This window comes from Luteimonas sp. A478, assembly GCF_054052025.1.
This window is the reverse complement of sequence record NZ_JBSVRF010000003.1, coordinates 62579-84884: the sequence shown is the minus strand read 5'-3', so window position 1 is coordinate 84884 and position 22306 is coordinate 62579. Positions and strand designations below refer to the sequence as shown.

The window sequence follows — 22306 nt, the reverse complement described above, 5'->3', positions numbered from 1 at the left end:
GTTCGGCGGTATTCGCGCCGGAAAGGAGTTAACCAATGCGGTACTTGACCTTGGCCGGCGCAGCGCTCATTGCGGCAGCGTGCAGCAACCCGGCACAGCAGCCCGACGCAGAACAGCGATCCGATACCGGGCAACACCCGGAGTCGGCCGACCTTATCGTGACCAATGCAAACGTCATCACCATGGATGCGCAACGCCCCGGCGCCAGCGCGTTTGCCGTGGTGGACGGCCAGATCGTGGCCGTCGGCGATGACGCGGATATCTCGGCCCGGCGCGGCGAAAACACGCGCGTGATCGACGCCGGCGGCCGGACCGTCATTCCCGGCCTGAACGACTCGCACACGCACGTGGTCCGGGGCGGGCGTTTCTACAACCTGGAGCTTCGCTGGGACGGCGTTGACTCGTTGGATCGCGCCCTGGGGATGGTTCGCGAGCAGGCCGGACGGACGCCCGAGGGTCAGTGGGTCCGGGTCATCGGCGGCTGGTCGCCGTACCAGTTCGAAGAAAGGCGGATGCCGACCATCGCGGAATTGAACGCGGCGGCGCCCGATACGCCAACCGTTGTCGTATTCCTGTACAGCCAGGGCATGATCAATCGGGCGGCCGTAGAGGCTTTGGGCCTGACGGAAGACACCGAGGCGCCGGATGGCGGGAGGTACGAGTTTGTCGATGGCGGCGCGATCCTGCATGCGGAGCCGAACCCCGCCATCCTCTATGCAATGATCGCCAAGCCGCCGGCCCTTTCGGCCGACGACCAGGTCAACTCCACCCTGCACTTCTATCGTGAGCTCAACCGGCTGGGCATGACCAGCGCCGTTGATGCCGGTGGTGGCGGCCAGCTGTTTCCCGACGATTACGCCACCAGCCTGAAAATCGCGACCGACGGCAAGCTGCCCCTGCGCGTGAGCTACTACCTCTTTGCCCAGACGGCAGGCCAGGAGGCGGCCGACTTCCGCCGTTGGGCCGACGGTTACGGCTTGGACGACAACCAGCACGAAGCGCTCGAGCATGGCTACGAGCTGGAGGGTGCGGGTGAGTTCCTGGCGCACAGCGTTGGCGACTGGGAAAACTTCATGGCGGCAAAGCCCGACCTCGATGAGCGCAAGGCGCGCGGCATCGACTGGGACACCGATCTCCACGAGGTCACCTCCATCCTTGTCGAGAAGCAGTGGCCGCTGCGGCAGCACGCCACCTACGGCGAGAGCGTGAGCCGGATCCTGGATGTCTTCGAGCGGGTGAAGGAAGAACAGGGCCGCTTCGTGCCGCGCTGGGCGATCGACCACGCGGAAACCGTGACCGACGAGGACCTGCAGAGGATCAAGGACATGGGCGGCGGCATCGCCATTCAGAACCGCATGGGCTTTGCGGGCGAATACTTCGCCGAACGCTATGGAGAGGAGGTGGTAGCCAATGCCCCGCCGGTCCGCAAGATGCTCGAACTGGGAATTCCGGTCGGCGGAGGAACCGACGGCACACGCGTGAGCAGCTACAACCCGTGGCCGGCCATCTACTGGCTGGTGACCGGCAGGACGATGGGCGGCACGCAGCTGTTCGCAGACGAAAACCGGCTGTCGCGCGAAGAAGCCCTGCGGCTGTTCACCGCCAACGCAGCGTGGTTCAGCCAGGAAGAGGACGTCAAAGGCCGGATCGCCCCCGGCCAGTACGCCGACTTCGCCATCCTGAGCGAGGACTACCTGACCGTTCCGGAAGAGCGCATCAAGAACCTGCAATCGCTGCTGACCGTGGTGGGCGGGAACGTGGTCTACGCGGCGGGGCCTTTTGATGCCTTCACGGTGCCGGAACTTCCTGCGGTCAGCCCCGCTTGGTCGCCGGTGGCGCATTTCGGTGGATACCAGAACAAGAGTCCGTAACGTCCGCTTAGGATACCGCTGACGATGGGTCCGACGGGCCCGGCTGCCTGGATACACAGGCAGCCGGGCTTTCATCCATCACCGGTGACGTAACGACCACTGAAGCAGGAGTCCTCAAGCTCAGTGATCGCCGGGTTGATGGAAGCAACCGACGCACGTAATGCTTCGAGGTCTTGATAGATCAAAGCGTCCACGCCAATGCATCGAGCAACCTCGTCTTCGCTTCTGTCGTATGCGATCAATTCGACCTGCGCAGGCATGTCGATGCCGTAGACATTCTGATAGCGCACAGGTGGTGCTGCGGATGCCATGTATATCCTGCGAGCACCGGCGGCACGAGCCATCGCAACAATTTCGCGGCTGGTCGTGCCGCGCACGATGGAATCGTCCACCAACAGCACGCTTTTCCCCTTGAACTCCATATTGATGGTCGTGAGCTTTTGCCGCACGGATCTCCGACGTGCTTCCTGGTCCGGCATGATGAATGTCCGCCCGACGTATTGGCTCTTGTTCAGACCTTCCCGGTAGTCAAGGTTCAACTGGTTTGCCAACTGCATGGCCGCAGGACGTGCGGAATCCGGAACCGGCATGACCACGTCGATGTCACCCGGGTGCAACTGCCTGGCCACCTTGGTGGCAAGGTGCTCACCCATACGCAATCGGGCACCGTAGATGGAAACTCCATCCATGAATGAATCCGGTCGAGCCAAATAGACATACTCGAACGCGCATGGCGTACGGGCTCTCGTGCCTCCATAGGCACAAGAGCTCATGCCCCCATCAAGATTGACAAGCACGGCCTCACCCGGAAGCAGGTCGCGCACAAACGTGAAACCGTTGCTGGCCAAGGCCACGGACTCCGAGGCGACCATCCACTCTTCGCCAAACCCCTCGTCACGACGACCCAGACAAAGCGGACGTATGCCATGGGGATCCCGGAAGGCCAGCAAGCCGTATCCGGCAATCATTGCCACGGCGGCATAACTGCCGGTGGTCCGTGCGTGCAAGGCATGCACTGCCGAGAATACGGAGTTCTCGCTTATCGCGGTTCCGGAAATTGCAGTCTGAAGCTCGTCTGCCAGCACATCCAGCAAGATGCCGGATTCGGAGTCGCTCTCGCTGTAGCTACCGGGCTCACGGAACAGTGACTGGCGCAGCTCTCTCCAGTTGTTCACGTTTCCGTTATAACCAAGAGCAATCACGAACGGTGCATCAACGCGTGATGGCTGAAGCGCTTCGATGCGGGTGTCCGACGTTGCTGTCTGATAGGTCGTGTGGCCTATGCCCGCGTTGCCGGGCAACAAGCACATGTTCCGGGTTTGAAATACGTCACGCACCAAGCCACGGCCCTTCTGCACGTTGAGCCGGGCCTCCTGCGTTGTGACGATTCCAGCAGCATCCTGCCCTCGATGCTGCAACAAAATCAGGCTGTCGTAGATCACTTGATTGACCGGGCCACGGCCAACCACACCAACGATTCCAGACACGATGATCCTTACACGTTGGCCAATGTCATCGAGCAGGATTCCGGACCAGGCGTGATACCCAGCCAGCATCAGCCAACAGCCGACGGCCAACCGCGATCAGGTCGAATTCCTCTTGCTCGATCCGCTCGCTCAGGCGCCTCAAGTCCGGCTCGCTGCTCGGCAGTCCAGTTGGCTCAAGCCCAACCGAGCCAACGGCGATGGTCGGAAGCTCCGTCAGCTCCTTGACCCATACGGCCAGGCTGCGATCCGATCCTGCAAAGGCCGGGCGATCGAAATGTCCATCCGATGCGTGCAGCAGGGTGGCACCCGCCTGAACGATCGGGCCAAGCAACGCTTCCAGGTCGTGGGGGTTGGTCACGATGGCTGCATTGCGAACGCCGACCTTCCATTGCGAGAGCCGGAACGAAATCGGGAACGATGGTCCGGTCGCCCGGCGTATCGCGGAGACAACCTTCGCCGCGAAGCGTGCGCGGCTTCGCACCCCGCCGCCATAGGCATCGTTGCGCCGGTTGGTATGTGCCCACAGGAACTGATCGATCAAATAGCCGTGCGCGCCGTGGACTTCAACACCATCAAAGCCGACCGACTGCGCATACACCGCCGCCCGCGCATAAGAGGCGGCAACGTTGTCGATGTCGTCCAGCGTCATAGCCTTGCCGTAGCTGCCGCGAACCGCGGCTATCCCTGAAGGGCTGTAAGCAAGCTCGGGATCGACGCGCCCCTCGTCGTTCGCGCCCTGGTGGAACAGCTGCACGAAGATCTTGCCTCCGGCGGCATGGACCGCTTCGGTCATGGCCGTGAACCCGGCCTCAGAACCGGGCGCAAGGCGCGGAAGACTTGGCTTCTCTCCTGCCGAAGGATGGTCGATGTAGGTGGCTTCGGTGATGACCAGAGCGACGCCGCCATTGGCCACGCGCTGGCGGTAGTGCTCTGTCATCTCATGACCTGGAACACCACCCGGCGACCGCTCTTGCCCCATCGGCGCCATGACGAAGCGGTTGGCCAAAGTCAGCGAACCAAGCACGAGTGGCCGGAATAGCGGATGCTCTGGAGCGTTGTCCGGTAGCGTGCAAACCCCATTGGCGCAGCTTCCTGCAGCATCGTCGCCCATCGAGATCCAACCGGCGAAGGAATTGTCAGTGGTTTCCATGTGTTTCCCTGCCGTATTAGATGGTCGGGGCTCCATCGACAGGCGCGTCAGCCAGCGCACTGCGGATGGCGTTCTCGAAGACGTCCTGCGACTGGGCCCCGGAAACGGCGACCCGCCCATTGAAAATCACTGCCGGCACACCCTGGACACCTCGATTGAGCCATTCACGCTCCGCATCGCGGACTTCGCTCGAGTAGGCGTCGCTTCCCAGCACCGTCCGCGCTTCGGCGGGATCAAGCCCGGCGGATTCTGCCAGTCGTATCAGTACGTCACGGTCATCTGGGGCCTGGCGATCGGTGAAGTGGGAGTCGAACAGCTCATGCTTGAGCTCGCGCTGGCGGCCTTGCAGCTTGGCCCAGTGCAGCAGGCGATGGGCGTCGAAGGTGTTGTAGATGCGACTGTCATCATCGAGATCGAAGACGAATCCGACCTCTTCGCCACGTCGGCGTGTCATGTCGAAGTGCTGGTGAACTTGCCCGATGCCCAGGCCGTACTTCTGCTCCATATGCTCGATCAGGTTCTGGCCGCCCTGTGGCATCTGCGGGTTCAACTCGAAGGGTTGGAAGTTGAAGTCGGCTGCGGCATCAATCACGACATTCTCGACTGCACGTTCAAGCGTCGGCAGTGCAATGGCGCACCAGGTGCAGGAAATGTCGGAAACGAAATCTATTCTCAACGGCTTGGACATGATGATTTCCTATTCAATGGGAAGCGGAGGTTGCCGCTTGCGGCGCCTGCGATGTCGAAGGGAAGCCGCTGCGTGAAGCAAGTACGACCAGCAGCGCACCCGTCACCAGCAGCAAAGCCAGCGCCGGAAGCCAACTCACGTCCAGCCAGTCCAGCGTCTTGCCGCCGATGAAAGACCCGGAGGCGATCGCCAGGTTGACGGCAGTGAACAGGACCGTGGAAGCGATGTCCGGTGCGTTGGGAGCGGCGCGCAGCATGGCGGCCTGGAACAGCATCGGAACTGCCGACCATGCCAACCCCCACAGCACCGTGGCGGCGATAGCCAGCAGCGGTATCTCATGGCGCGCTGTGAAGACCAGCACGACCATGGTGGACAAGAACAACCAGAGCGTGATCAGGGCAGCCAGGCGAGGACGACTGTCAACAAGCCTGCTCATCACCCAGACGCCGGCAATCCCAACGATTCCGAAGGAAAACAGGACGGGGGCAATGGCGCCGACTGGGACGCCAGCCTGGCGTAACGAAGACGTGACGTAGGTGTACAACGCGAAGTGGGCAGTGAAGATCAACAGTGTCGCCAGGGAAATGGCGATGACGCCAGGCGTGCGAAGCACCTTGCGCAAGGACAGGTGGGGCGATGTGGCGGCACCTGGCAAAGGCGGCAAAGTCCTCCAGGCCAGCAGCGCCAGGATCAAGCCCACCGCGCCGACCAAGGCGAATGACGGTCGCCAGCCGATCAGCAGCCCAGCCGCTGCGCTCAACGGGATACCGAGGCTCATGGCAGCGACGTTTCCGGCGAAGATCGCCGACAGCGCGCGTCCGCGCTGCATCACTGGAACCATTCGGGTGGCCAGTGAGCCGATCATGCCCCAGAAAATGCCGTGCATGATGCCCGTGACGAAGCGGATGACAATATCCAGCGCGTAGCTGTCGCTGAGCGAAACAGCGATGTTGCCCAATGACAGAACTGTCAGGATCGAAACCAGCAGCGGTCGCCGCGGCAGTCTTGCCATGATGCCGGCCAGCGGTGCAGAGGTCACAACGACTGCGAACGCGAAGATCGAGACCAGAAAGCCGATGCGTGCTTCGGTTTGCCCAAGATCACTGGCCATCACCTGGAGCACGCCCATGGGCAGCAGCTCTGCGGTTATGAAATTGAACGTGATGGCGAACAGCAGAATCAGCACCCATGTGGGCTGCTTCACCAAACGCCATTCTTCTGTTCGGGCAATGGGGGAGCCTCCCCCACCAAGGTCCGGAGAAGTCGCAGTAGCTGCGGCCACGCCGTCCGGGTTGCGCTGCATTGTGATGGTCCCTCGATACAGGAAGTCGTCCCCCAACCGTCCAGAGGTCGCGAAAAGCGTCCTCGGATCAGGGGCTAGCGGTTTGGAATGACGCCAGAGGGCGTCGCATCGAACGCTGGACACTGCCCACCGCGTGTTCAAACGGCGGCAGTGCAATGGCGCATCAGACACAGGAAATGCCGGAAACGGAGTCGACGTCCGGCGGCTTGCTCAGGAAGCCGGCAACACTTCTTCCCCAACGAACTCCGGGTAGTCCGTGTATCCAGCCGTGGTTCCGCCATAGAAGGTGTTGCGATCGGGCTCCGCCAGGCGCCACCCGTTCTGCAGGCGTGCCACCAGGTCCGGATTGGAGATGAACGGTCGTCCGAAGGCCGCCAGATCCGTCAGCCCTGCTGAGACATCGGCCTCGGCGGTTTCGCGAGTGTAGCCGCCTGCAATAATCAGGGTGCCGTCATAGGCTTGGCGGAACGCTTCCAGGAAACGCCTCCCCTCATCGGTCGCAACCAGCACATCGCGATTGCTGACATGCACGTAAGCTAACTTCCGCGATGCGAGCTGCCGCGCCAGTTCCAGCCACGTATCGGCCTCGCCGTCGAATGCGGGCATGTCGAAGATGCGGTTGAACGGGGACAGACGGATGCCGACGCGACCCGGGCCGATCGCCGCCGTGACGGCGTCCACGGTCTCCAGGGTGAAGCGAAGGCGATCCTCGATGGTCGCGCCGCCATAATGATCGTCACGCGTGTTAAGCCCTGCGTTGATGAACTGCTCCAACAGGTAGCCATTGGCGCCATGCACTTCGACGCCGTCGAAGCCGGCCGCCACGGCGTTGTGGGCGGCGGCAACGAAGTCCTGGGTAATCCGTGGGATCTCCGCGGTCTCGAGCGCGCGTGGCATGCTGGCCTGCACCGGTCCAGGTTGGCCTTGCTCGTCATAGGCAAAGGCCGTGGTGCCTTCTGCGACCTTGGCAACGGAACTGACCGGCGCGCGGCCTCCGGTCTGCACCGACACGTGCGAAACCCGCCCCACGTGCCAGATCTGGGTGAAAATCACGCCGTCCCGGGCATGGACCGCGTCGGTCACGGCCTTCCAGCCCTCGCCCTGCGCCGGGGTGTGCATGCCGGGCGTGAACAGGTAGCCGCGCCCTTCGTCGGAGATTTGCGAGCCCTCGGTGATGATCAGCCCGGCCGTGGCGCGTTGTTGGTAGTAGGTCGCCGTCGCCGCGTCGGGCACGGTGTCGGCGGCGCGGGAGCGGGTCATCGGCGCCATGACGACGCGATTGCGCAGTTCAAGGCCCGACAGGTTGAAAGGGTCAAAAAGAGTGGTCATGGATGCTGCCTCGGCAATTGTGGATCGACTGTTCCACAACAGTACAGAGTGCCGGGTTACCTCGGGTGTAGAATTATGGAACGATCAGTACCGAATTCGTTCCACTACGGAGAATCAACATGGCCACGCTCGGCCGACCCCGCACCTTTGACCGTCAGCAAGCGCTGGAGAAGGCCATGCACGCGTTCTGGCGCCATGGATACGAGTCAACCTCGCTGGCGCAGCTGCGCTCAGCCATGGGCGGTCTGTCGGCAGCCAGTTTCTATGCTGCATTCGGATCAAAGGAAGCCCTTTATCGGGAAGCGATCGAGCTGTATCTGCTGACCGACGGCAGCGCTGTTCGCACCCACCTGACGGATGCTTCGATATCGTCACGCGAGGCTATTGCACGTTCGCTCCGCGGTGCGGCCAGGATCCAGGGCACCGAAGAGCATCCGCAGGGTTGCATGGTGGTGCTTTCAGCACTGAACTGCTCACCAGCCAATGCGCACGTTCGTCAGCTCCTGGCGGAAGAGCGAGCGGACACAGAAAGGTTGGTCCGCAGCTGCGTACTCAGGGCGGTCGAACTTAGAGAGTTGTCACGTGACATCGACGCCGAACCGCTAACGCTGTTCATCGTCACCATTCTCAATGGAATCTCGATCCAGGCCCGTGACGGTGCTACGTTGCCCGAACTCGACAACATGATCGGCCTCGCCATGAAAACGTGGGATGCCGCTGCCGCGGGGGACTTGTAGATAAGCCGGGAGATCCGGCACGGGTGACAGGTGCTGCTACGGATCCCAAAGCAATTGACCTGTATTTGGAAACAATGAAGTGACGATTACCCCGTATTTGTCCCGTTTCCCTGCCCCTAGACTGGGTTCAACGAATTCACTACCCAGGAGAAACAACATGATCGAACGTCGCCCTTTTGAAAGCCTCGGCGGAGCCAACCATGGCTGGCTCGATGCCAAGCACCACTTCTCTTTCGCCGGATACCACGACCCCGCTCGCGTCCACTGGGGTGCCCTGCGGGTCTGGAACGACGACACCATCCAGGCGGGAACCGGCTTCCCGCCGCACGCACACGCCGACATGGAAATCATCACCTACGTCCGCGAAGGCGCCATCACCCACGAGGACAACCTGGGCAACAAGGGACGCACCGAAGCCGGTGACGTCCAGGTCATGAGCGCGGGCAGCGGTGTCCGCCACTCCGAGTACAACCACGAACCGGGTACCACACGGATCTTCCAGATCTGGATCATCCCGAACCAGCAGGGGCGCCCTCCCTCCTGGGGCGCAAAGCCCTTTCCCAAGGGCGCGCGCTCGGGACGCTTCATCACCCTGGCCAGCGGCATCGAAGGCGACGACGACGCACTGCCGATCCGCACCGACGCACGGGTGCTTGGCGCCACGCTGAAGGCGGGCGAGAGCACCGAGTACCGGTTCGCAGGACCCGGCCGGTTCGGCTACCTGGTCCCGGCGAAGGGCAAGGTCGAGGTCGACGGCGTCGCGCTCAACGCCCGCGACGGCGCAGCCATCAGCGGGCAGGAAACGATCCGCGTGACCGCGGTCGAGGACGCCGAAATCGTACTCGTCGACACCGCTGGTTGATCCATCCACCAAGGCCCGGGCATCCCGGGCCTTTTTGTTTATAACGTCCCTGCAACGTGCCGGGGAGCATCATCTCCCTGGCTACTGCCGAGAAGGAGGCTTCCCATGGCAAAACAAGACGACAAGCACGTGACCGGTTCGACCATGAGCACCGGCGCGCCCGCGCCCAGCGACCGCAATTCGCTCACCATCGGGCCCGACGGTCCGGTCGTCCTGCACGACGTGCACTTCCTCGAGCAGATGGCGCACTTCAACCGCGAGAAGGTGCCCGAGCGCCAGCCGCACGCCAAGGGCGGCGGTGCGTTCGGCGTGTTCGAGACCACCGAAGACGTCTCGAAATACACCAAGGCGGCGCTGTTCCAGCCGGGCGCGAAGACCGACATGCTGATCCGCTTCTCCACCGTGGCCGGGGAGTCGGGCAGCCCCGACACCTGGCGCGACGTACGCGGTTTCTCCATGAAGTTCTACACCGACGAAGGCAACTACGACCTGGTGGGCAACAACACCCCGATCTTCTTCGTGCGCGATTCGATGAAGTTCCCGCACTTCATCCGCAGCCAGAAGCGCCTGCCGGACTCGGGCCTGCGCGACAACCACATGCAGTGGGATTTCTGGAGCTCCAACCCGGAGACAGCCCACCAGGTGACCTACCTGATGGGCCCGCGCGGCCTGCCGCGCAGCTGGCGGAACATGAACGGCTATGGCTCGCATACCTTCATGTGGATCAACGCAGCCGGCGAGCGATTCTGGGTCAAGTACCACTTCCACACCCAGCAGGGCATGGCGTTCTTCTCCAACGCCGAGGCCATGGATATGGCCGGCAGCGACGCTGACTTCCACCGCCGCGACCTGTTCGACGCCATCGCGCGCGGCGATCACCCGCAGTGGGTGCTCTCGGTGCAGGTGATGCCGTATGAGGACGCCAAGACCTACCGCTTCAACCCCTTCGACCTGACCAAGGTCTGGCCGCACGCCGACTACCCGCTGATCCCCGTGGGCACCATGACCCTCAACCGCAACCCGGAGAACTTCTTCGCCCAGATCGAGCAGGCGGCGTTCTCGCCAGGCAACACGGTGCCGGGGATTGGGCTGTCGCCGGACAAGATGCTGCTCGGCCGCGCGTTCGCCTACAACGACGCCCAGCGCCGCCGGATCGGCACCAACTTCCACCAGCTGCCGGTCAACCAGCCCAAGGTGCCGGTCAACACCTACATGTTTGATGGCCACATGACCTATCACCACAGCGGCGCGGCACCGGTGTACGCCCCCAACAGCGGCGGCCGCACTTGGGCCGACGAGACCGGGCCGGTGGAGGACGGCTGGGAGTGCGACGGCCAGATGGTGCGCAACGCCTACACCCTGCGTTCGGATGACGACGACTTCATCCAGCCCGGCACCCTGGTGCGCGAGGTATTCAGCGACGCCGATCGAGATGGCCTGGTGGAGACGGTGGCCGGTGCCCTGCTGGGCGGCGTGCGCAGTCCGGTCCTGGAGCGCGCCTTCGAGTACTGGAAGAGCGTCGACCCTGGCGTGGGGGCACGCATCGAGCAGAAGGTGAGATCCGGGAGTGCTCCCGAGCCGGCGGCGGGCATGGGCGAGAGCTGAGTAGACACGCGCCGGCAGGCGCACGATGACCGTGGACCCGGCTACCTGGATACACAGGCAGCCGGGCTTTCATCCATCACCGGTGACGTAGCGACCACTGAAGCAGGATTCCGGGCCAGGCGCGATACCCAGGCAGCATCAGCCAACAGACGACGGCCAACCGCGATCAGGTCGAACTCCTCTTGCTCGATCCGCTCGGCCAAGCGCGTCAAGTCTGGTTCGCTGCTCGGTAGTCCAGTCGGCTCAAGCCCAACCGAGCCGACTGCGATAGTAGTCTCGTCCAAAGCGCGGCGGATGGCGTTCTCGAAGACGTCCTGCGACTGGGCGCCGGAGACGGCGACCCGCCCATTGAAAATCACTGCCGGCACTCCCCGGTTGAGCCATTCACGCTCCGGTGTCGTTGCAGCGCATTGCGACGAGTCACCGCGATGCACAGCGGAAAGTGATTGTATCGATTTCAGAAACAATGAATCGGCACTTGCCCGGTTTTTGGCACACTTCTCGCGACATAGACTGCAATCATCGAATCCACTCCACGCAGGAGAACATCATGATTGAACGTCGCCCCTTCAACAGCCTCGGCGGAGCCAACCACGGTTGGCTTGACGCCAAGCACCACTTTTCCTTCGCCGAGTACCACGACCCAAAGCGCGTCCATTGGGGCGCACTGCGCGTCTGGAACGACGACACCATCCAGGCAGGCACGGGCTTCCCGCCGCACGCACACGCCGACATGGAAATCATCACCTACGTCCGCGAAGGTGCGATCACCCATGAGGACAACCTGGGCAACAAGGGACGCACCGAAGCCGGTGACGTCCAGGTGATGAGCGCGGGCAGCGGTGTCCGCCACTCCGAGTACAACCACGAACCGGGTACCACACGAATCTTCCAGATCTGGATCATCCCGAACCAGCAGGGGCGCCCTCCCTCCTGGGGCGCCAAGCCCTTCCCCAAGGGCGCGCGCTCGGGACGCTTCATCACCCTGGCCAGCGGCATCGAAGGCGACGACGATGCACTGCCGATCCGCACCGACGCACGGGTCCTTGGCGCCACGCTCAAGGCCGGTGAAACCACCGAATATCGCTTCGCAGGCAGCGGTCGCTACGGCTACCTTGTGCCGGCCAAGGGCAAGGTCGAAGTCGACGGCGTGGTCCTTGACGCCCGCGATGGCGCCGCCATCAGCGAGGTGGAAAGCATCCGCGTGACTGCGATTGAGGATGCCGAGCTCGTGCTGGTCGATACCGCGGCCTGACCGCCTGCCGCCCACATCGAGTCCGTGATGACCGTGACCGAGGCCATAACCTGCAACAGCGACCATAGTGGTCGCCTTGCAACCCAGGGGGACGATAATGAAAACATACAAAGTGGGCTACCTGATTGGAAGCCTCGCGAAGGAATCGATCAACCGCAAGCTCGCCCAGGCGCTGTTCAAGCTTGCGCCGCAGCAGCTCCAGTTCCACGAGATTTCCTTCAAGGACCTGCCGCTGTACAGCTATGACTACGACGCCGATTACCCGGAGGTCGGAAGCAAGTTCAAGAAAGCCATCGAAGGCTCCGATGCGATCCTGATCGTGACCCCGGAGTACAACCGTTCGATTCCCGGCGGGCTCAAGAATGCTATCGACTGGGCCAGCCGCCCCTGGGGCACCAACTCCTTCGCCAACATCCCCTCCGGCGTGATCGGCACCTCGCCCGGCGCGATCGGCACGGCGGTGGGCCAGCAGCACCTGCGCAGCATCCTCGGCTTCCTCAACTCGCCGCAGATGAACTCACCGGAGGCCTACATCCAGTTCAAGGATGGCGTGCTCAACGACGCCGGCGAGGTCGCCGACGCATCGACCGCCGAGTTCCTGCGCGGCTATCTCAAGGAATTCCACGAATTCGTGGCGCGGGTGCTGACGGTTCTGCCGCGCGGCGCGTGATACGCCCGCGGAATTGACGCAGGTGGCGGGAGCCCGACGATGGAGGTACTGAACGAACTGCTTTCGACCTACGGTCTGTGGCTCGTCTTCATCGTCGTGCTGCTCGACCAGGGCGGGATCCCGATTCCCGCGTGGCCGCCGCTCGTGGTCGCCAGCGCGCAGGCCGCGGAGCGCCTGGAACCCGTGTGGCCCATTCTGCTAGCGGCCACCGCGGCGGCGCTGCTGGCCGACATGCTGTGGTACCTCGCCGGGCGCCGACACGGCGCCCGCATGCTGCGCCTGATCTGCCGCGTCTCGCTCTCTCCCGACAGCTGCGTATCCAGCACCCGCGCGATCTACGCGAAGTGGGGTCCGCCCTCGCTGATACTGGCCAAGTTCATCCCCGGCTTCGCCGCGGTCGGCACCACGCTGGCCGGCCACCAGCGCACGCCGCTGGGCCGCTTTGCGATCTATGACGGCACCGGGGCGATGCTCTGGGCGGGTGTCGCGATCGCGATGGGCGTGGTGTTCCACGACGCGGTCAACGAAGCACTGCTGACCCTGGAGTCTCTGGGACGCGTCGGGATTGGCCTGGTGCTGGTGGCATTGCTGGTGTTCGTCCTGCGCAAGGTCTGGAAGCGCCACCTGTTCCTGCGCGAGCTGCGCATGGAGCGCATCTCCGTGTCCGACCTGCACGCGCTGATGGAGCATCCCGAAAAACCGCTCGTCGTGGACGTCCGCACCGACGCCGAACGTGCCGAAACCGGATGGATTCCAGGCGCGGTCCACGCGACCCGGGTGGCCGACCTGGTGTCCAGCGTCAGCGGCGAAGTGGTGGTCTATTGCGACTGCCCGAACGAAGCTTCAGCCGCACGCGTGGCCAGCCAGCTCAAGCAGCTCGGCTTTGGCCGCGTACGACCGCTGGCGGGTGGGCTGGAAGCCTGGCGCTTGCACGGCCTGCCAATGGAGACCCGCCAGCGTCAACCCGGCATCACGTAACCACAGCGACATTCCGTTGGTGCGATAGTCGCCCTTTGCGATTCGCCCACCCTGACAGGAGGCTTCACCATGATTGAACTCATCATCCAGCAGCGCCGCCGCGACCTGGGCGCCTTCGAAGTCGGCCGCGTGCTGCCATTCGCCAAACGCCGCATGATCGGGCCTTACATTTTCTTCGATCGCATGGGTCCCAAGGAGATCGAGCGGGGCCTGCCGCGTGAAGCCGATGTGCGCCCGCATCCGCATATCGGCCTGTCAACGATCACCTACCTGTTCGATGGCGAGATCATGCATCGTGACAGCGTCGGCTCCGAGCAGCCGATCCGGCCGGGCGAGGTCAACTGGATGACCGCGGGCAGCGGCATCACCCACTCCGAGCGGTTTGAAGAGCTGCGCGCGAACGGCGGCCCGATGGACGGCATCCAGGCCTGGGTAGCGCTGCCCAATGAGCGCGAAGAGATGGATCCTGGCTTCTGGCACTACGCCAGCGATGCGCTGCCGGTATTCAACGGCGATGGCGTCGTCGGTCGCCTGATCGCCGGGCGCCTGGCCGGCGTGGAGTCGCCGGTGAAGGTCGACTCGCCGCAGTTCTACGTGCACTGGCAGCTGCGGGCCGGCACGCGGACTTCGTTGCCGCCGGAATACGCCGAGCGCGCGGTCTACGTGGCCAGAGGCGAGGTCGAAGTGTCTGGCCAGCGCGTGGAGGTGGGCAGCATGGCAGTGCTGGCGCCCGGCAAGACTGCCGACATCACCGCACTGAGCGACGCGGTGGTGATGGCCCTGGGCGGCGAGCCGGTGGGCCCACGCTACATCGACTGGAACTTTGTGTCCTCGTCGAAGGAGCGGATCGAGCAGGCTCGGGCCGACTGGGCCGCCGGGCGGATGAAGCTGCCCGACATGGACCATGAGGAGTTCATTCCGCTACCGGCAAAGTTCGGCGCGGCCCCGGAACCCATGTCCTGACAGGGATTCCAGCGGGCCACGCCTTGCCTGCTCCTGCGCTTACGGCGCCGGGGCGAACCTCACCCGGGTGGACACGGCCACCTCGTCCGGGATGATCGACAGGTCGGCCCAGGTGCCGCCGCCGACATCGAAGGCCAGGCGGCTGATCCTGGCCCGGCCGGCAAGCGCGGGCCTGTCACCGGAAGTCAGGGTGAATTCGAGCGTCACCGGCTTCTTCACTCCGCGCAGCTCCAGCACGCCGTCGGCGCTGTAGTTGTCACCACCCAGGTGGCTGAAGCCTTCGGCCGTGTAGCGCGCCTGGGCAAACCGGGCCACGTTGAAGAACGCGCTGCCCTGCAGCGTGCTGTCGCGATCGGCGTTGTCGGTGCTGGCACCGGCCAGCGGGATGGTCACGTCAAGCCTGGCGTCCTGTGGGCGGGCCGGATCGAAACTCATGGTGGTGCGGAAGCCGGGAAAGCTGCCGACGAAGGTCTCGCCCTGGTACTCGCTGGCGAAGGTGAGCGCGCCGCCCGCCTGGACGTAGTCAGCGGCCGAGACGGACGGGGCGGCGGCCATTGCGGCGGCCATCGAGAGGGGCAGGATCCAGGTGCGGATATTGAAGGTCATGTCAGTTCTCCAGGGTGTGTTGGGTAGTTCCAGGCGCGCGCACCGACCGCGGCAGCATCCGCCGCAGGGTGTCGTCTCGCTGGATGAAGTGGTGATACAGGGCGGCGCCGGCGTGGGCAGCAACCAGCAGCAGGAGCAGCCAGAAACCGGCCACGTGCACCTGCTTGGCCAGCTCGGCCAGTTCCATGTCGCGGCCTGCAATGGCCGGCAGGTTGAACAGCTTGAACCACTGCAGCGGATAGCCGGAGGCCGAGTTGAAGAGCCAGCCGCTCAGCGGTATGGCGAACATCAGCACGTACAGCGCGATGTGGGTCACGTCGGCGACACGCGCCTGCCAAACCGGTGTCCCCGACAAGACCTTGGGGCTCCCGGCGAACAATCGCCAAGCCAGGCGCGTCGCCACCAGTACGAGCAGGGTGAGCCCCAGCGACTTGTGCAGCGCATAGGCTTCAATCATTGCCGGGCTCGGCTCCATGTCCACCATGGTCAGGCCCAGCCAAGCCAGCCAAACCAGCAGCACCAGGATGCCCCAGTGCATCAGCTGGCTGACAAATCCCCAGCGGTGTTCCGAATTTCGCAATGACATGAGGCCTCCGTTCAAATGAATGCGGCGAACCGCGACGGAACCATTGTCATTGCCGACAGCACGGAGATAAACCGCATTACACCAACATCATTGTTTCCAATATGGATCCAATCAGGGCTAAGGTCTTTCCCGATGGAGCGCAATCAGGTACGACAACTGTCGCCAAAATGTAGACAGTGATGTTCAAACTGAGGCCTTTTCAGGCAAAACCGGGACAATATCATTGGGTGTGTGGCCAGCAGCCGGACCGTCCGGCTGACGCCCTCAATCACACAGCCCCCCGGAGCACCCATGAACCAGCGTATTTCCTGCGGCATCCTCGCCGCCGCCCTTCTCCTCTCCTCGGTCTATGCAGTCGCCACTCCGGTGACCTACAAGATCGACCCGACCCACACCGACGTGGTGGCCCAGTGGAACCACTTCGGATTCTCCAACCCAATCGCCCACTTCGGCCAAGTGGACGGCACGATCACCTATGACCCGGACAATGTCGCCGCCTCCCGCGTCGAGGTTGTCCTTCCCCTCGCCGGCCTCTCTTCCCACGTGGCGGCTTTTGATGAGCACCTGCGCAGCGCCGACTTCTTCGACGCGGACAACTACCCGCAGGCCACCTTCAAAAGCACCTCTGTGCGCTCTGCCGGTGACGGCAAGCTGGCGATCACCGGCGATTTGACCATCAAGGGCATCACACGTTCCGTGGTGCTCGACGCCAGCATCAACACCATCGGCGAGAACCCGATGAACAACCAGCCCACCGCCGGATTTGATGCGGTGGCGACCATCAGGCGCACCGACTTCGACCTTGGCCTGTTTGCGCCGCACGTCAGCGATGAAGTGCAACTGCGCATCACCACCGAAGCCTCCGTGCCGACAGAAGACAGCTGAGCAATTCAGCAGTTGCCAAGCCGCGGCAGCCTGGACGGGCGCCGCGGCTTTTTGCGTAACCGTCCGGGCCATCGCGCGGAAGCCGTGCCCGGTCATGGTGTCGGAGTCAAAGCCCATCCGCCGAAGCGCCGCGTTAATGGTGTTTTCGGACATGGGGCGACCCTTGCCCCTGACGCTTGGGAAAACGTATTCCCCCCGCCCGGTCAACGGTTGCAGGTCGCGCAGGATTGCCACCGCCTGCGATGCAAGCGGGACAATGTGCGCCTGCCCGGTCTTGCTCGCAGCAAAGCGCCATTCCCCCGCGTCCAGGTCGATATCAGCCCAGCGCGCCGTCCGCAGTTCCCCCGGTCGCACAAACACCAGCGGGGCAAATTTCAGCGCCGCTTCGACTGGCGGGGTTCCCTGGAACCGACGAAAAGCCTCTTTGCCCGTATCGCCAGCAGCTTGCGGGCTTCCGCGTGGCGCTCGCGGGCTTCGGCCAACTCGACTTCCGGATACGCCCCCAGCGCCAGCCGCTTTTCCTTGCCTTCATAGCGGTATTTCCATCGCCATAGCTTGCCGCCTGACGGGGCGACTTCCAGATCCGTCAAACAAGCGCTGCGGCCTGGCAGCAGGCCTTGCCTTGCGGATTGCTACGTCAGTCAAGCGCATGGGGGCATCCTCTCTGGGGGCATCGGGGCGATTTGCCCCAGCCATGCCCCCATATGCCCCCGGATTGCAAACGATGCCCCCGGACGCTACCGGACTACAGACAAGAAAAAACCCCGGCCGTTGCGGGGTTTTCTGCACTTATCGAGATGTCATTGGACTGTTAATTGGTGGGCCCACCAGGATTCGAACCTGGAACCAAAGGATTCGCTTTCCCGGGCGTTTCCGCCCGGCGCGGACTATCTCATCACCCTCAGCCGTCGCTGGTGGGGTGCGGGACGCTCCAGCCTGTTATCAAGGGCACTCAAGCCCTCAGGTAGTCTCTGCACCTTCCGGCGGTGTACCACCGGCTTGGCTCAGGGTTGCCACCGTCCGGCATCGCTGCCGCCGCTGAGGTTCCCCTGAATTCATCCCGTTTTTCCACCGGCCCTTACGGTACCGGGGTCACCTTCCGATGAGTCCTCTGCTCTAACCATTGAGCTATAGGCCCGTTGTCGTCCAATTCTACCCATACATCCGCACTCGCAATTCAGATTATGATCATTTGATGGAATCCAGCAAGGCATGCGTTACCTGTAAAAGTCCCCTTGGCGGGCGTCAGCGGCGATTCTGTTCGCGGAGGTGCAAGAACGCCGATACGAATATTCGACACCAGAACTATGCCAGTCAGCAGGCGCGCGGTTTCAAGAGAAAATTGCAGATGATCACGGAGGCGGGCGGCAGCTGCACTCGGTGTGGATATCGCAGGAACATCGCTGCACTCACCTGGCACCACCTCGACCCCCACACCAAGAGTTTCAATTTGGATCTACGCGCGCACTCCAATCGAAGCGAAGCCGATATTCGCGCCGAACTGACCAAGTGCATCTTGCTGTGTGCGAACTGCCACGCTGAGGAACACTTTCCGTCCTTGGCGTTATCGGACTGACCTACGAAGGAAATTTGTGTGTCAATCACGTCCGCTACGCGGCACGAACGGCAGCGCGTTGTGGGCATGGGTTGCAGCCACCGCCGCCTGGCCCACGGCCACGGCAATCTGGTTGAGGCCACTGACCACATCGCCAATGGCATAGAGACCGGGGCGGCTGGTCTGCTGGTGGCTGTCCACCTGGAGCTCGCCTTCCTCACCGGCCTGCAGGCCCCAGTCCGCGACCAGCGCGTTGCGGCCCTCATAGCCGAGATAGGGATAGACGGTGTCGAAGGCTGTCGCGGTGCCGTCCGCGGCGTGCCAGATGCAGCGGCTGCCGTCGTAGGCCAGCCTGCCTCCGGGCGCGAACACCTCCACGCCAAGCTCCTGCATTTCTGCGGCGGATTTCGGATCCAGTTCGCCGTCCTCCGGCAGCAACACCACCCGTCGCGCGTACCCGCGCAGGAAGCGGGCATGGCCGGGCAGCGTCCTGGCCGGGCCGTATATCCCAATACGGGAGTCGCGGGCCTCGTAGGCGTCGCAAACGGCGCACAGACGCAGGGCGCCGCTGGCAATCGCCTCTTCCGCCCAATCGCCCGCGGGCAGGCGATCGGCCAGTCCCGTGGCAAGGATCACCTTCTTCGCCTGCCAGCCTTCATCGCCGGCCAGCACGGTGTATCCGCCTTCCGTCCGCTGCAGGCCATCCGCCCGCGCCCGCACGATCTTCGCACCCACTCCTTCCGCCTGCTCGCGCATGCGCTGCAGCAGCTCGGTGCCGGCCACTCCCTGCGGGAAACCCGGGCAATTGTGGCTCTCGGGAATGTAGCGGGCGCGGCTGTCGCCGGCGTCCAGCACCACCACGCTGCGCAGGAACCGGCGCAGGTACGTGGCCGCGGTCAGTCCCGCTGGCCCGCCGCCGATGATTGCCACGTCCACCCGTTCCGCCATGTCGACCTCCTGCCCTGGTAGCGGCCAGAGCATTGCAGGAAGTCCATGGGCGGGATGTGCAGAGCGCGGTGGGGTGAGCCGTGCCGCCGGGAAGCTCCCTGTCCGCAAGCCGAGCCCCGCCGTGGCCGGCAGGCCTTTTCGGGGAAGTAAAGGAGGAGGCATCCGCCGCAGGCGGATGCCGGGGGACATGGACCGAAAAGGCCTGCCGGCCGCGGCGGGGTCCGTCAGATCACCGCGAGGCAACACGAAGAAGCAGGGCTTCCATCGAACTTCCCGGGGGCGAACAAAAAAGAAGCCCGCACAAGGCGGGCTTCCAAAAAGTATTGCAGTGGCACCTGGCGTCAGTCGATATCCAGGAAGCTCCGCAGCTGCTCCGAGCGGCTCGGGTGACGCAGCTTGCGCAGCGCCTTGGCCTCGATCTGGCGGATGCGCTCGCGGGTGACATCGAACTGCTTGCCGACCTCTTCCAGCGTGTGGTCGGTGTTCATGTCGATGCCGAAGCGCATGCGCAGCACCTTGGCTTCACGCGGCGTCAGCCCGGCCAGCACCTCATGCACGGTCTCGGACAGGTTGATGTTGGTGGTGTTGTCCATCGGCGACTCCACGTTGGTGTCCTCGATGAAATCGCCCAGGTGCGAGTCCTCGTCGTCGCCGATCGGGGTCTCCATGGAAATCGGTTCCTTGGCGATCTTCATCACCTTGCGAACCTTGTCCTCGGGCATCTCCATTTCCTTGGCCAGCTCCTCCGGCGTGGCCTCGCGGCCGTACTGCTGGAGCATCTGGCGGGAAATGCGGTTCAGTTTGTTTATGGTCTCGATCATGTGCACCGGGATACGGATGGTGCGCGCCTGGTCGGCGATCGAACGGGTGATCGCCTGGCGGATCCACCACGTGGCATAGGTCGAGAACTTGAAGCCGCGGCGGTACTCGAACTTGTCCACCGCCTTCATCAGGCCGATGTTGCCCTCCTGGATCAGGTCCAGGAACTGCAGCCCGCGGTTGGTGTATTTCTTGGCGATCGAGATGACCAGGCGCAGGTTGGCCTCCACCATCTCCTTCTTCGCCTTGCTGGCCTTGGCCTCGCCATAGGCCATGGTGCGGTTGATTTCCTTCAGCTCCGGCAGGGTGACGCGTATTTCCTTCTCGAGCGCGATCATCGACTCCTGCTCGGCGATGACCTGATCCCTCACCTCGCGCAGTCCGGATGCCCACTTCTGCTTGCGCTTGAGCATCTCGTCCACCCAGTCCAGGTTGGTCTGGTTGCCGTCCCACACGCGCAGGAAGTCACGGCGCGGCATCTTTGCCACGCGGGTGGTCAGGTGCAGCACCTGGCGCTCATGGCTGCGCACGCCGTTGGCGGCCTCGCGCAGGCGTTTGACCAGCACGTCGACGAACGGCAGCGGCAGCTTGAAGATCACGAACGCCGCGGCCATTTCCTCACGCAGCTTGATCACCGACGCGTGCTCGGAACCGTGCTTGGCGTGGGCACGCTCGAACTTGGCGTAGAAATCCGCCAGCTCACCGATGCAGCGCGCGATCTCTTCGGGATCGGGCCCGGTGGGAGCGGCTTCCTTCTCCTCCTCCTCGTCCTCGGCCTCGACCTCCGCGTCGTCGTCACCTTCCGCGGTGGCGTCCTCGACCACGCCCGCTTCTTCCGCCTCTTCCTCGGCGGCCGCCTCGGCCTCGGCAGCCAGTTCCTCGAGCACGTAGTCGTTGAAGCCGGCAATGATTTCGGGCAGGCGCTTCTTGCCTTCCGTGTGCAGCTCGTAGTCTTCCAGCAGCTGCTGGACCGTCGATGGGAAGGTGCCCAGCGAGGCCAGCATCTCGTTCAGGCCTTCCTCGATGCGCTTGGCGATCTCGATCTCGCCCTCGCGGGTCAGCAGCTCCACCGTGCCCATCTCACGCATGTACATGCGCACGGGGTCGGTGGTGCGGCCGCCTTCGGCGTCCAGCGCGGTTAGAGTGGCAGCAGCTTCTTCGGCGGCGGTGTCGTCGACATCGCGGTTGCCACCGGATTCGCCGGCAAGCAGCAGCGTCTCGGCATCGGGAGCGGTCTCGTGGACCTCGATCCCCATGCCGTTGATCATGCCGATGATGTCTTCCAGCTGCTCCGGATCAACCAGATCGTCGGGCAGGTGGTCGTTGACCTCGGCGTAGGTCAGGTAGCCCTGCTCCAGACCTTTGCTGATGAGCTTTTTAATGTCGGACTGTGGCGCCTGACGGTCGATGGCCATAGGGGAGTGCTACCAATATTGAGAATGGAAAAAAACGGAACCCGTAATTATACCAGCCACGTCGGTTTCCTGCGGAATCCGGGCGGCGTACGGGGCGATTGTCCGCCTTGTTCAGGCGCGAAGCAGGAACGTTACCGGGCCGTCGTTGGCCAGGCTTACCACCATATGGGACCCGAAGCGGCCGATTTCCACCCCTAGGGGGTGTTTTTCCCGGCTGCAGGCTACCAGACGGTCGAAAATACGTTCAGCTTCTTCGGGTGGAGCGGCTGTGCTGAAGCCCGGACGCATGCCCGAACGGGTATCGGCCGCCAGGGTGAACTGGCTCACCAGCAGCAATCCGCCACCGGTATCGGCCAGCGAGCGGTTCATCCGCCCGGCTTCGTCAGCGAACACCCGGTAGCCCAGCAACCGGGTGGTCATGCGCTCTATCTGGGGATCACCATCGCCCGGTTCAATCCCCACCAGGGCCAACAGCCCGGGCCCGATCGCTCCGACGGTCTGGCCGTCGACGCTGACGCTGGCATGGGTGACGCGCTGGATCAGGGCAAGCATGGCGGGAGCGGGCGGAAGGAAGCGCAGCATCTTACCGCTGTA

The 22306-nt window shown here is 63.5% G+C and carries 21 protein-coding genes and 1 pseudogene; 9 read left to right on the top strand and 13 right to left on the bottom strand.

Going from position 1 to position 22306, the window contains the following annotated elements; genetic code table 11:
- Positions 1-35 precede the first annotated feature (35 nt).
- Positions 36-1871, top strand: coding sequence for an amidohydrolase (locus tag ACW7G3_RS06905; protein ID WP_456981934.1), 1836 nt, complete (start codon positions 36-38; stop codon positions 1869-1871).
- A 71-nt stretch (positions 1872-1942) separates the two neighbouring features.
- On the opposite strand, the gene purF is transcribed toward ACW7G3_RS06905, so the two are convergent.
- The 5 genes from purF to ACW7G3_RS06880 all read right to left on the bottom strand — a co-directional run bounded on the left by purF (position 1943) and on the right by ACW7G3_RS06880 (position 7828).
- Entirely contained in the window at positions 1943-3427 is a 1485-nt protein-coding gene (gene purF / locus ACW7G3_RS06900; protein WP_456981933.1) for an amidophosphoribosyltransferase, read from the bottom strand.
- Positions 3384-4508 carry an oxidoreductase gene (locus tag ACW7G3_RS06895; protein ID WP_456974121.1) on the bottom strand — a complete coding sequence of 375 codons (1125 nt, stop codon included), beginning with the start codon at positions 4506-4508 and terminating at the stop codon, positions 3384-3386. Before ACW7G3_RS06895 ends, purF begins: the two co-directional genes overlap by 44 nt.
- A 16-nt stretch (positions 4509-4524) precedes the next feature.
- The gene (locus tag ACW7G3_RS06890) at positions 4525-5196 is read right to left on the bottom strand and encodes a DsbA family oxidoreductase (protein ID WP_456974123.1); all 672 of its coding nucleotides are present in this window, start codon (positions 5194-5196) and stop codon (positions 4525-4527) included.
- A gap of 13 nt (positions 5197-5209) precedes the next feature.
- Positions 5210-6382 carry an MFS transporter gene (locus tag ACW7G3_RS06885; protein WP_456981931.1) on the bottom strand — a complete coding sequence of 391 codons (1173 nt, stop codon included), beginning with the start codon at positions 6380-6382 and terminating at the stop codon, positions 5210-5212.
- Positions 6383-6709: 327 nt separating this feature from the next.
- The gene (locus ACW7G3_RS06880) at positions 6710-7828 is read right to left on the bottom strand and encodes an alkene reductase (RefSeq protein WP_456974127.1); all 1119 of its coding nucleotides are present in this window, start codon (positions 7826-7828) and stop codon (positions 6710-6712) included.
- A 119-nt stretch (positions 7829-7947) separates the two neighbouring features.
- Between ACW7G3_RS06880 and ACW7G3_RS06875 the strand changes: the two genes are divergently transcribed.
- From ACW7G3_RS06875 to ACW7G3_RS06865, 3 genes are all read left to right on the top strand, one after another.
- Entirely contained in the window at positions 7948-8565 is a 618-nt protein-coding gene (locus tag ACW7G3_RS06875) for a TetR/AcrR family transcriptional regulator (RefSeq protein ID WP_456981930.1), read from the top strand.
- A gap of 157 nt (positions 8566-8722) precedes the next feature.
- Positions 8723-9427: a pirin family protein gene (locus ACW7G3_RS06870; RefSeq protein ID WP_456974131.1), complete on the top strand. Its 705-nt coding sequence runs from the start codon at positions 8723-8725 to the stop codon at positions 9425-9427.
- Positions 9428-9532: 105 nt separating this feature from the next.
- Complete coding sequence (locus ACW7G3_RS06865) at positions 9533-11032, top strand: catalase (RefSeq protein ID WP_456981929.1); 1500 nt, start codon at positions 9533-9535, stop codon at positions 11030-11032.
- Positions 11033-11073: 41 nt separating this feature from the next.
- On the opposite strand, the gene ACW7G3_RS06860 is transcribed toward ACW7G3_RS06865, so the two are convergent.
- Positions 11074-11391, bottom strand: coding sequence for a hypothetical protein (locus tag ACW7G3_RS06860; protein WP_456976438.1), 318 nt, complete (start codon positions 11389-11391; stop codon positions 11074-11076).
- Between the two features lie 191 nt (positions 11392-11582).
- Here ACW7G3_RS06860 and ACW7G3_RS06855 point away from each other — a divergent pair, with 191 nt between their 5' ends.
- The 4 genes from ACW7G3_RS06855 (at position 11583) to ACW7G3_RS06840 (ending at position 14898) form a co-directional block, all read left to right on the top strand.
- Positions 11583-12287, top strand: a complete 705-nt coding sequence (locus ACW7G3_RS06855) for a pirin family protein (RefSeq protein ID WP_456976436.1) — start codon at positions 11583-11585, stop codon at positions 12285-12287.
- Positions 12288-12384: 97 nt separating this feature from the next.
- A complete protein-coding gene (locus ACW7G3_RS06850) occupies positions 12385-12957 on the top strand; it encodes an NADPH-dependent FMN reductase (protein ID WP_456976434.1) in 573 nt (190 codons plus the stop codon).
- A gap of 39 nt (positions 12958-12996) precedes the next feature.
- A complete protein-coding gene (locus tag ACW7G3_RS06845; RefSeq protein WP_456976432.1) occupies positions 12997-13935 on the top strand; it encodes a rhodanese-like domain-containing protein in 939 nt (312 codons plus the stop codon).
- A gap of 69 nt (positions 13936-14004) precedes the next feature.
- Positions 14005-14898, top strand: a complete 894-nt coding sequence (locus ACW7G3_RS06840; protein ID WP_456981927.1) for a pirin family protein — start codon at positions 14005-14007, stop codon at positions 14896-14898.
- 39 nt (positions 14899-14937) lie between these two features.
- Here ACW7G3_RS06840 and ACW7G3_RS06835 read toward each other — a convergent pair whose 3' ends face one another.
- Together ACW7G3_RS06835 and ACW7G3_RS06830 are read right to left on the bottom strand one after the other, a co-directional pair.
- Positions 14938-15504, bottom strand: a complete 567-nt coding sequence (locus tag ACW7G3_RS06835) for a YceI family protein (protein WP_456981926.1) — start codon at positions 15502-15504, stop codon at positions 14938-14940.
- Between the two features lies 1 nt (position 15505).
- A complete protein-coding gene (locus ACW7G3_RS06830) occupies positions 15506-16090 on the bottom strand; it encodes a cytochrome b (protein WP_456981924.1) in 585 nt (194 codons plus the stop codon).
- A gap of 291 nt (positions 16091-16381) precedes the next feature.
- Between ACW7G3_RS06830 and ACW7G3_RS06825 the strand changes: the two genes are divergently transcribed.
- Entirely contained in the window at positions 16382-16975 is a 594-nt protein-coding gene (locus ACW7G3_RS06825) for a YceI family protein (protein ID WP_456981922.1), read from the top strand.
- A gap of 57 nt (positions 16976-17032) precedes the next feature.
- Here ACW7G3_RS06825 and ACW7G3_RS06820 read toward each other — a convergent pair.
- The 5 genes and pseudogenes from ACW7G3_RS06820 to dtd form a co-directional block, all read right to left on the bottom strand.
- Positions 17033-17377: pseudogene (locus ACW7G3_RS06820) on the bottom strand (tyrosine-type recombinase/integrase); the annotation flags it as partial.
- A complete protein-coding gene (locus tag ACW7G3_RS06815) occupies positions 17350-17565 on the bottom strand; it encodes an Arm DNA-binding domain-containing protein (protein WP_456981920.1) in 216 nt (71 codons plus the stop codon). The pseudogene ACW7G3_RS06820 and the gene ACW7G3_RS06815, both read right to left, overlap by 28 nt.
- Positions 17566-18572: 1007 nt before the next feature.
- Positions 18573-19478 carry an NAD(P)/FAD-dependent oxidoreductase gene (locus tag ACW7G3_RS06810; protein WP_456981919.1) on the bottom strand — a complete coding sequence of 302 codons (906 nt, stop codon included), beginning with the start codon at positions 19476-19478 and terminating at the stop codon, positions 18573-18575.
- Positions 19479-19819: 341 nt separating this feature from the next.
- Positions 19820-21712 (bottom strand): RNA polymerase sigma factor RpoD, encoded by a 1893-nt coding sequence (gene rpoD, locus ACW7G3_RS06805; RefSeq protein ID WP_456976418.1) that lies wholly within the window; start codon positions 21710-21712, stop codon positions 19820-19822.
- Positions 21713-21823: 111 nt separating this feature from the next.
- Positions 21824-22264, bottom strand: coding sequence for a D-aminoacyl-tRNA deacylase (dtd, locus tag ACW7G3_RS06800; protein WP_456982379.1), 441 nt, complete (start codon positions 22262-22264; stop codon positions 21824-21826).
- Positions 22265-22306: the final 42 nt, after the last annotated feature.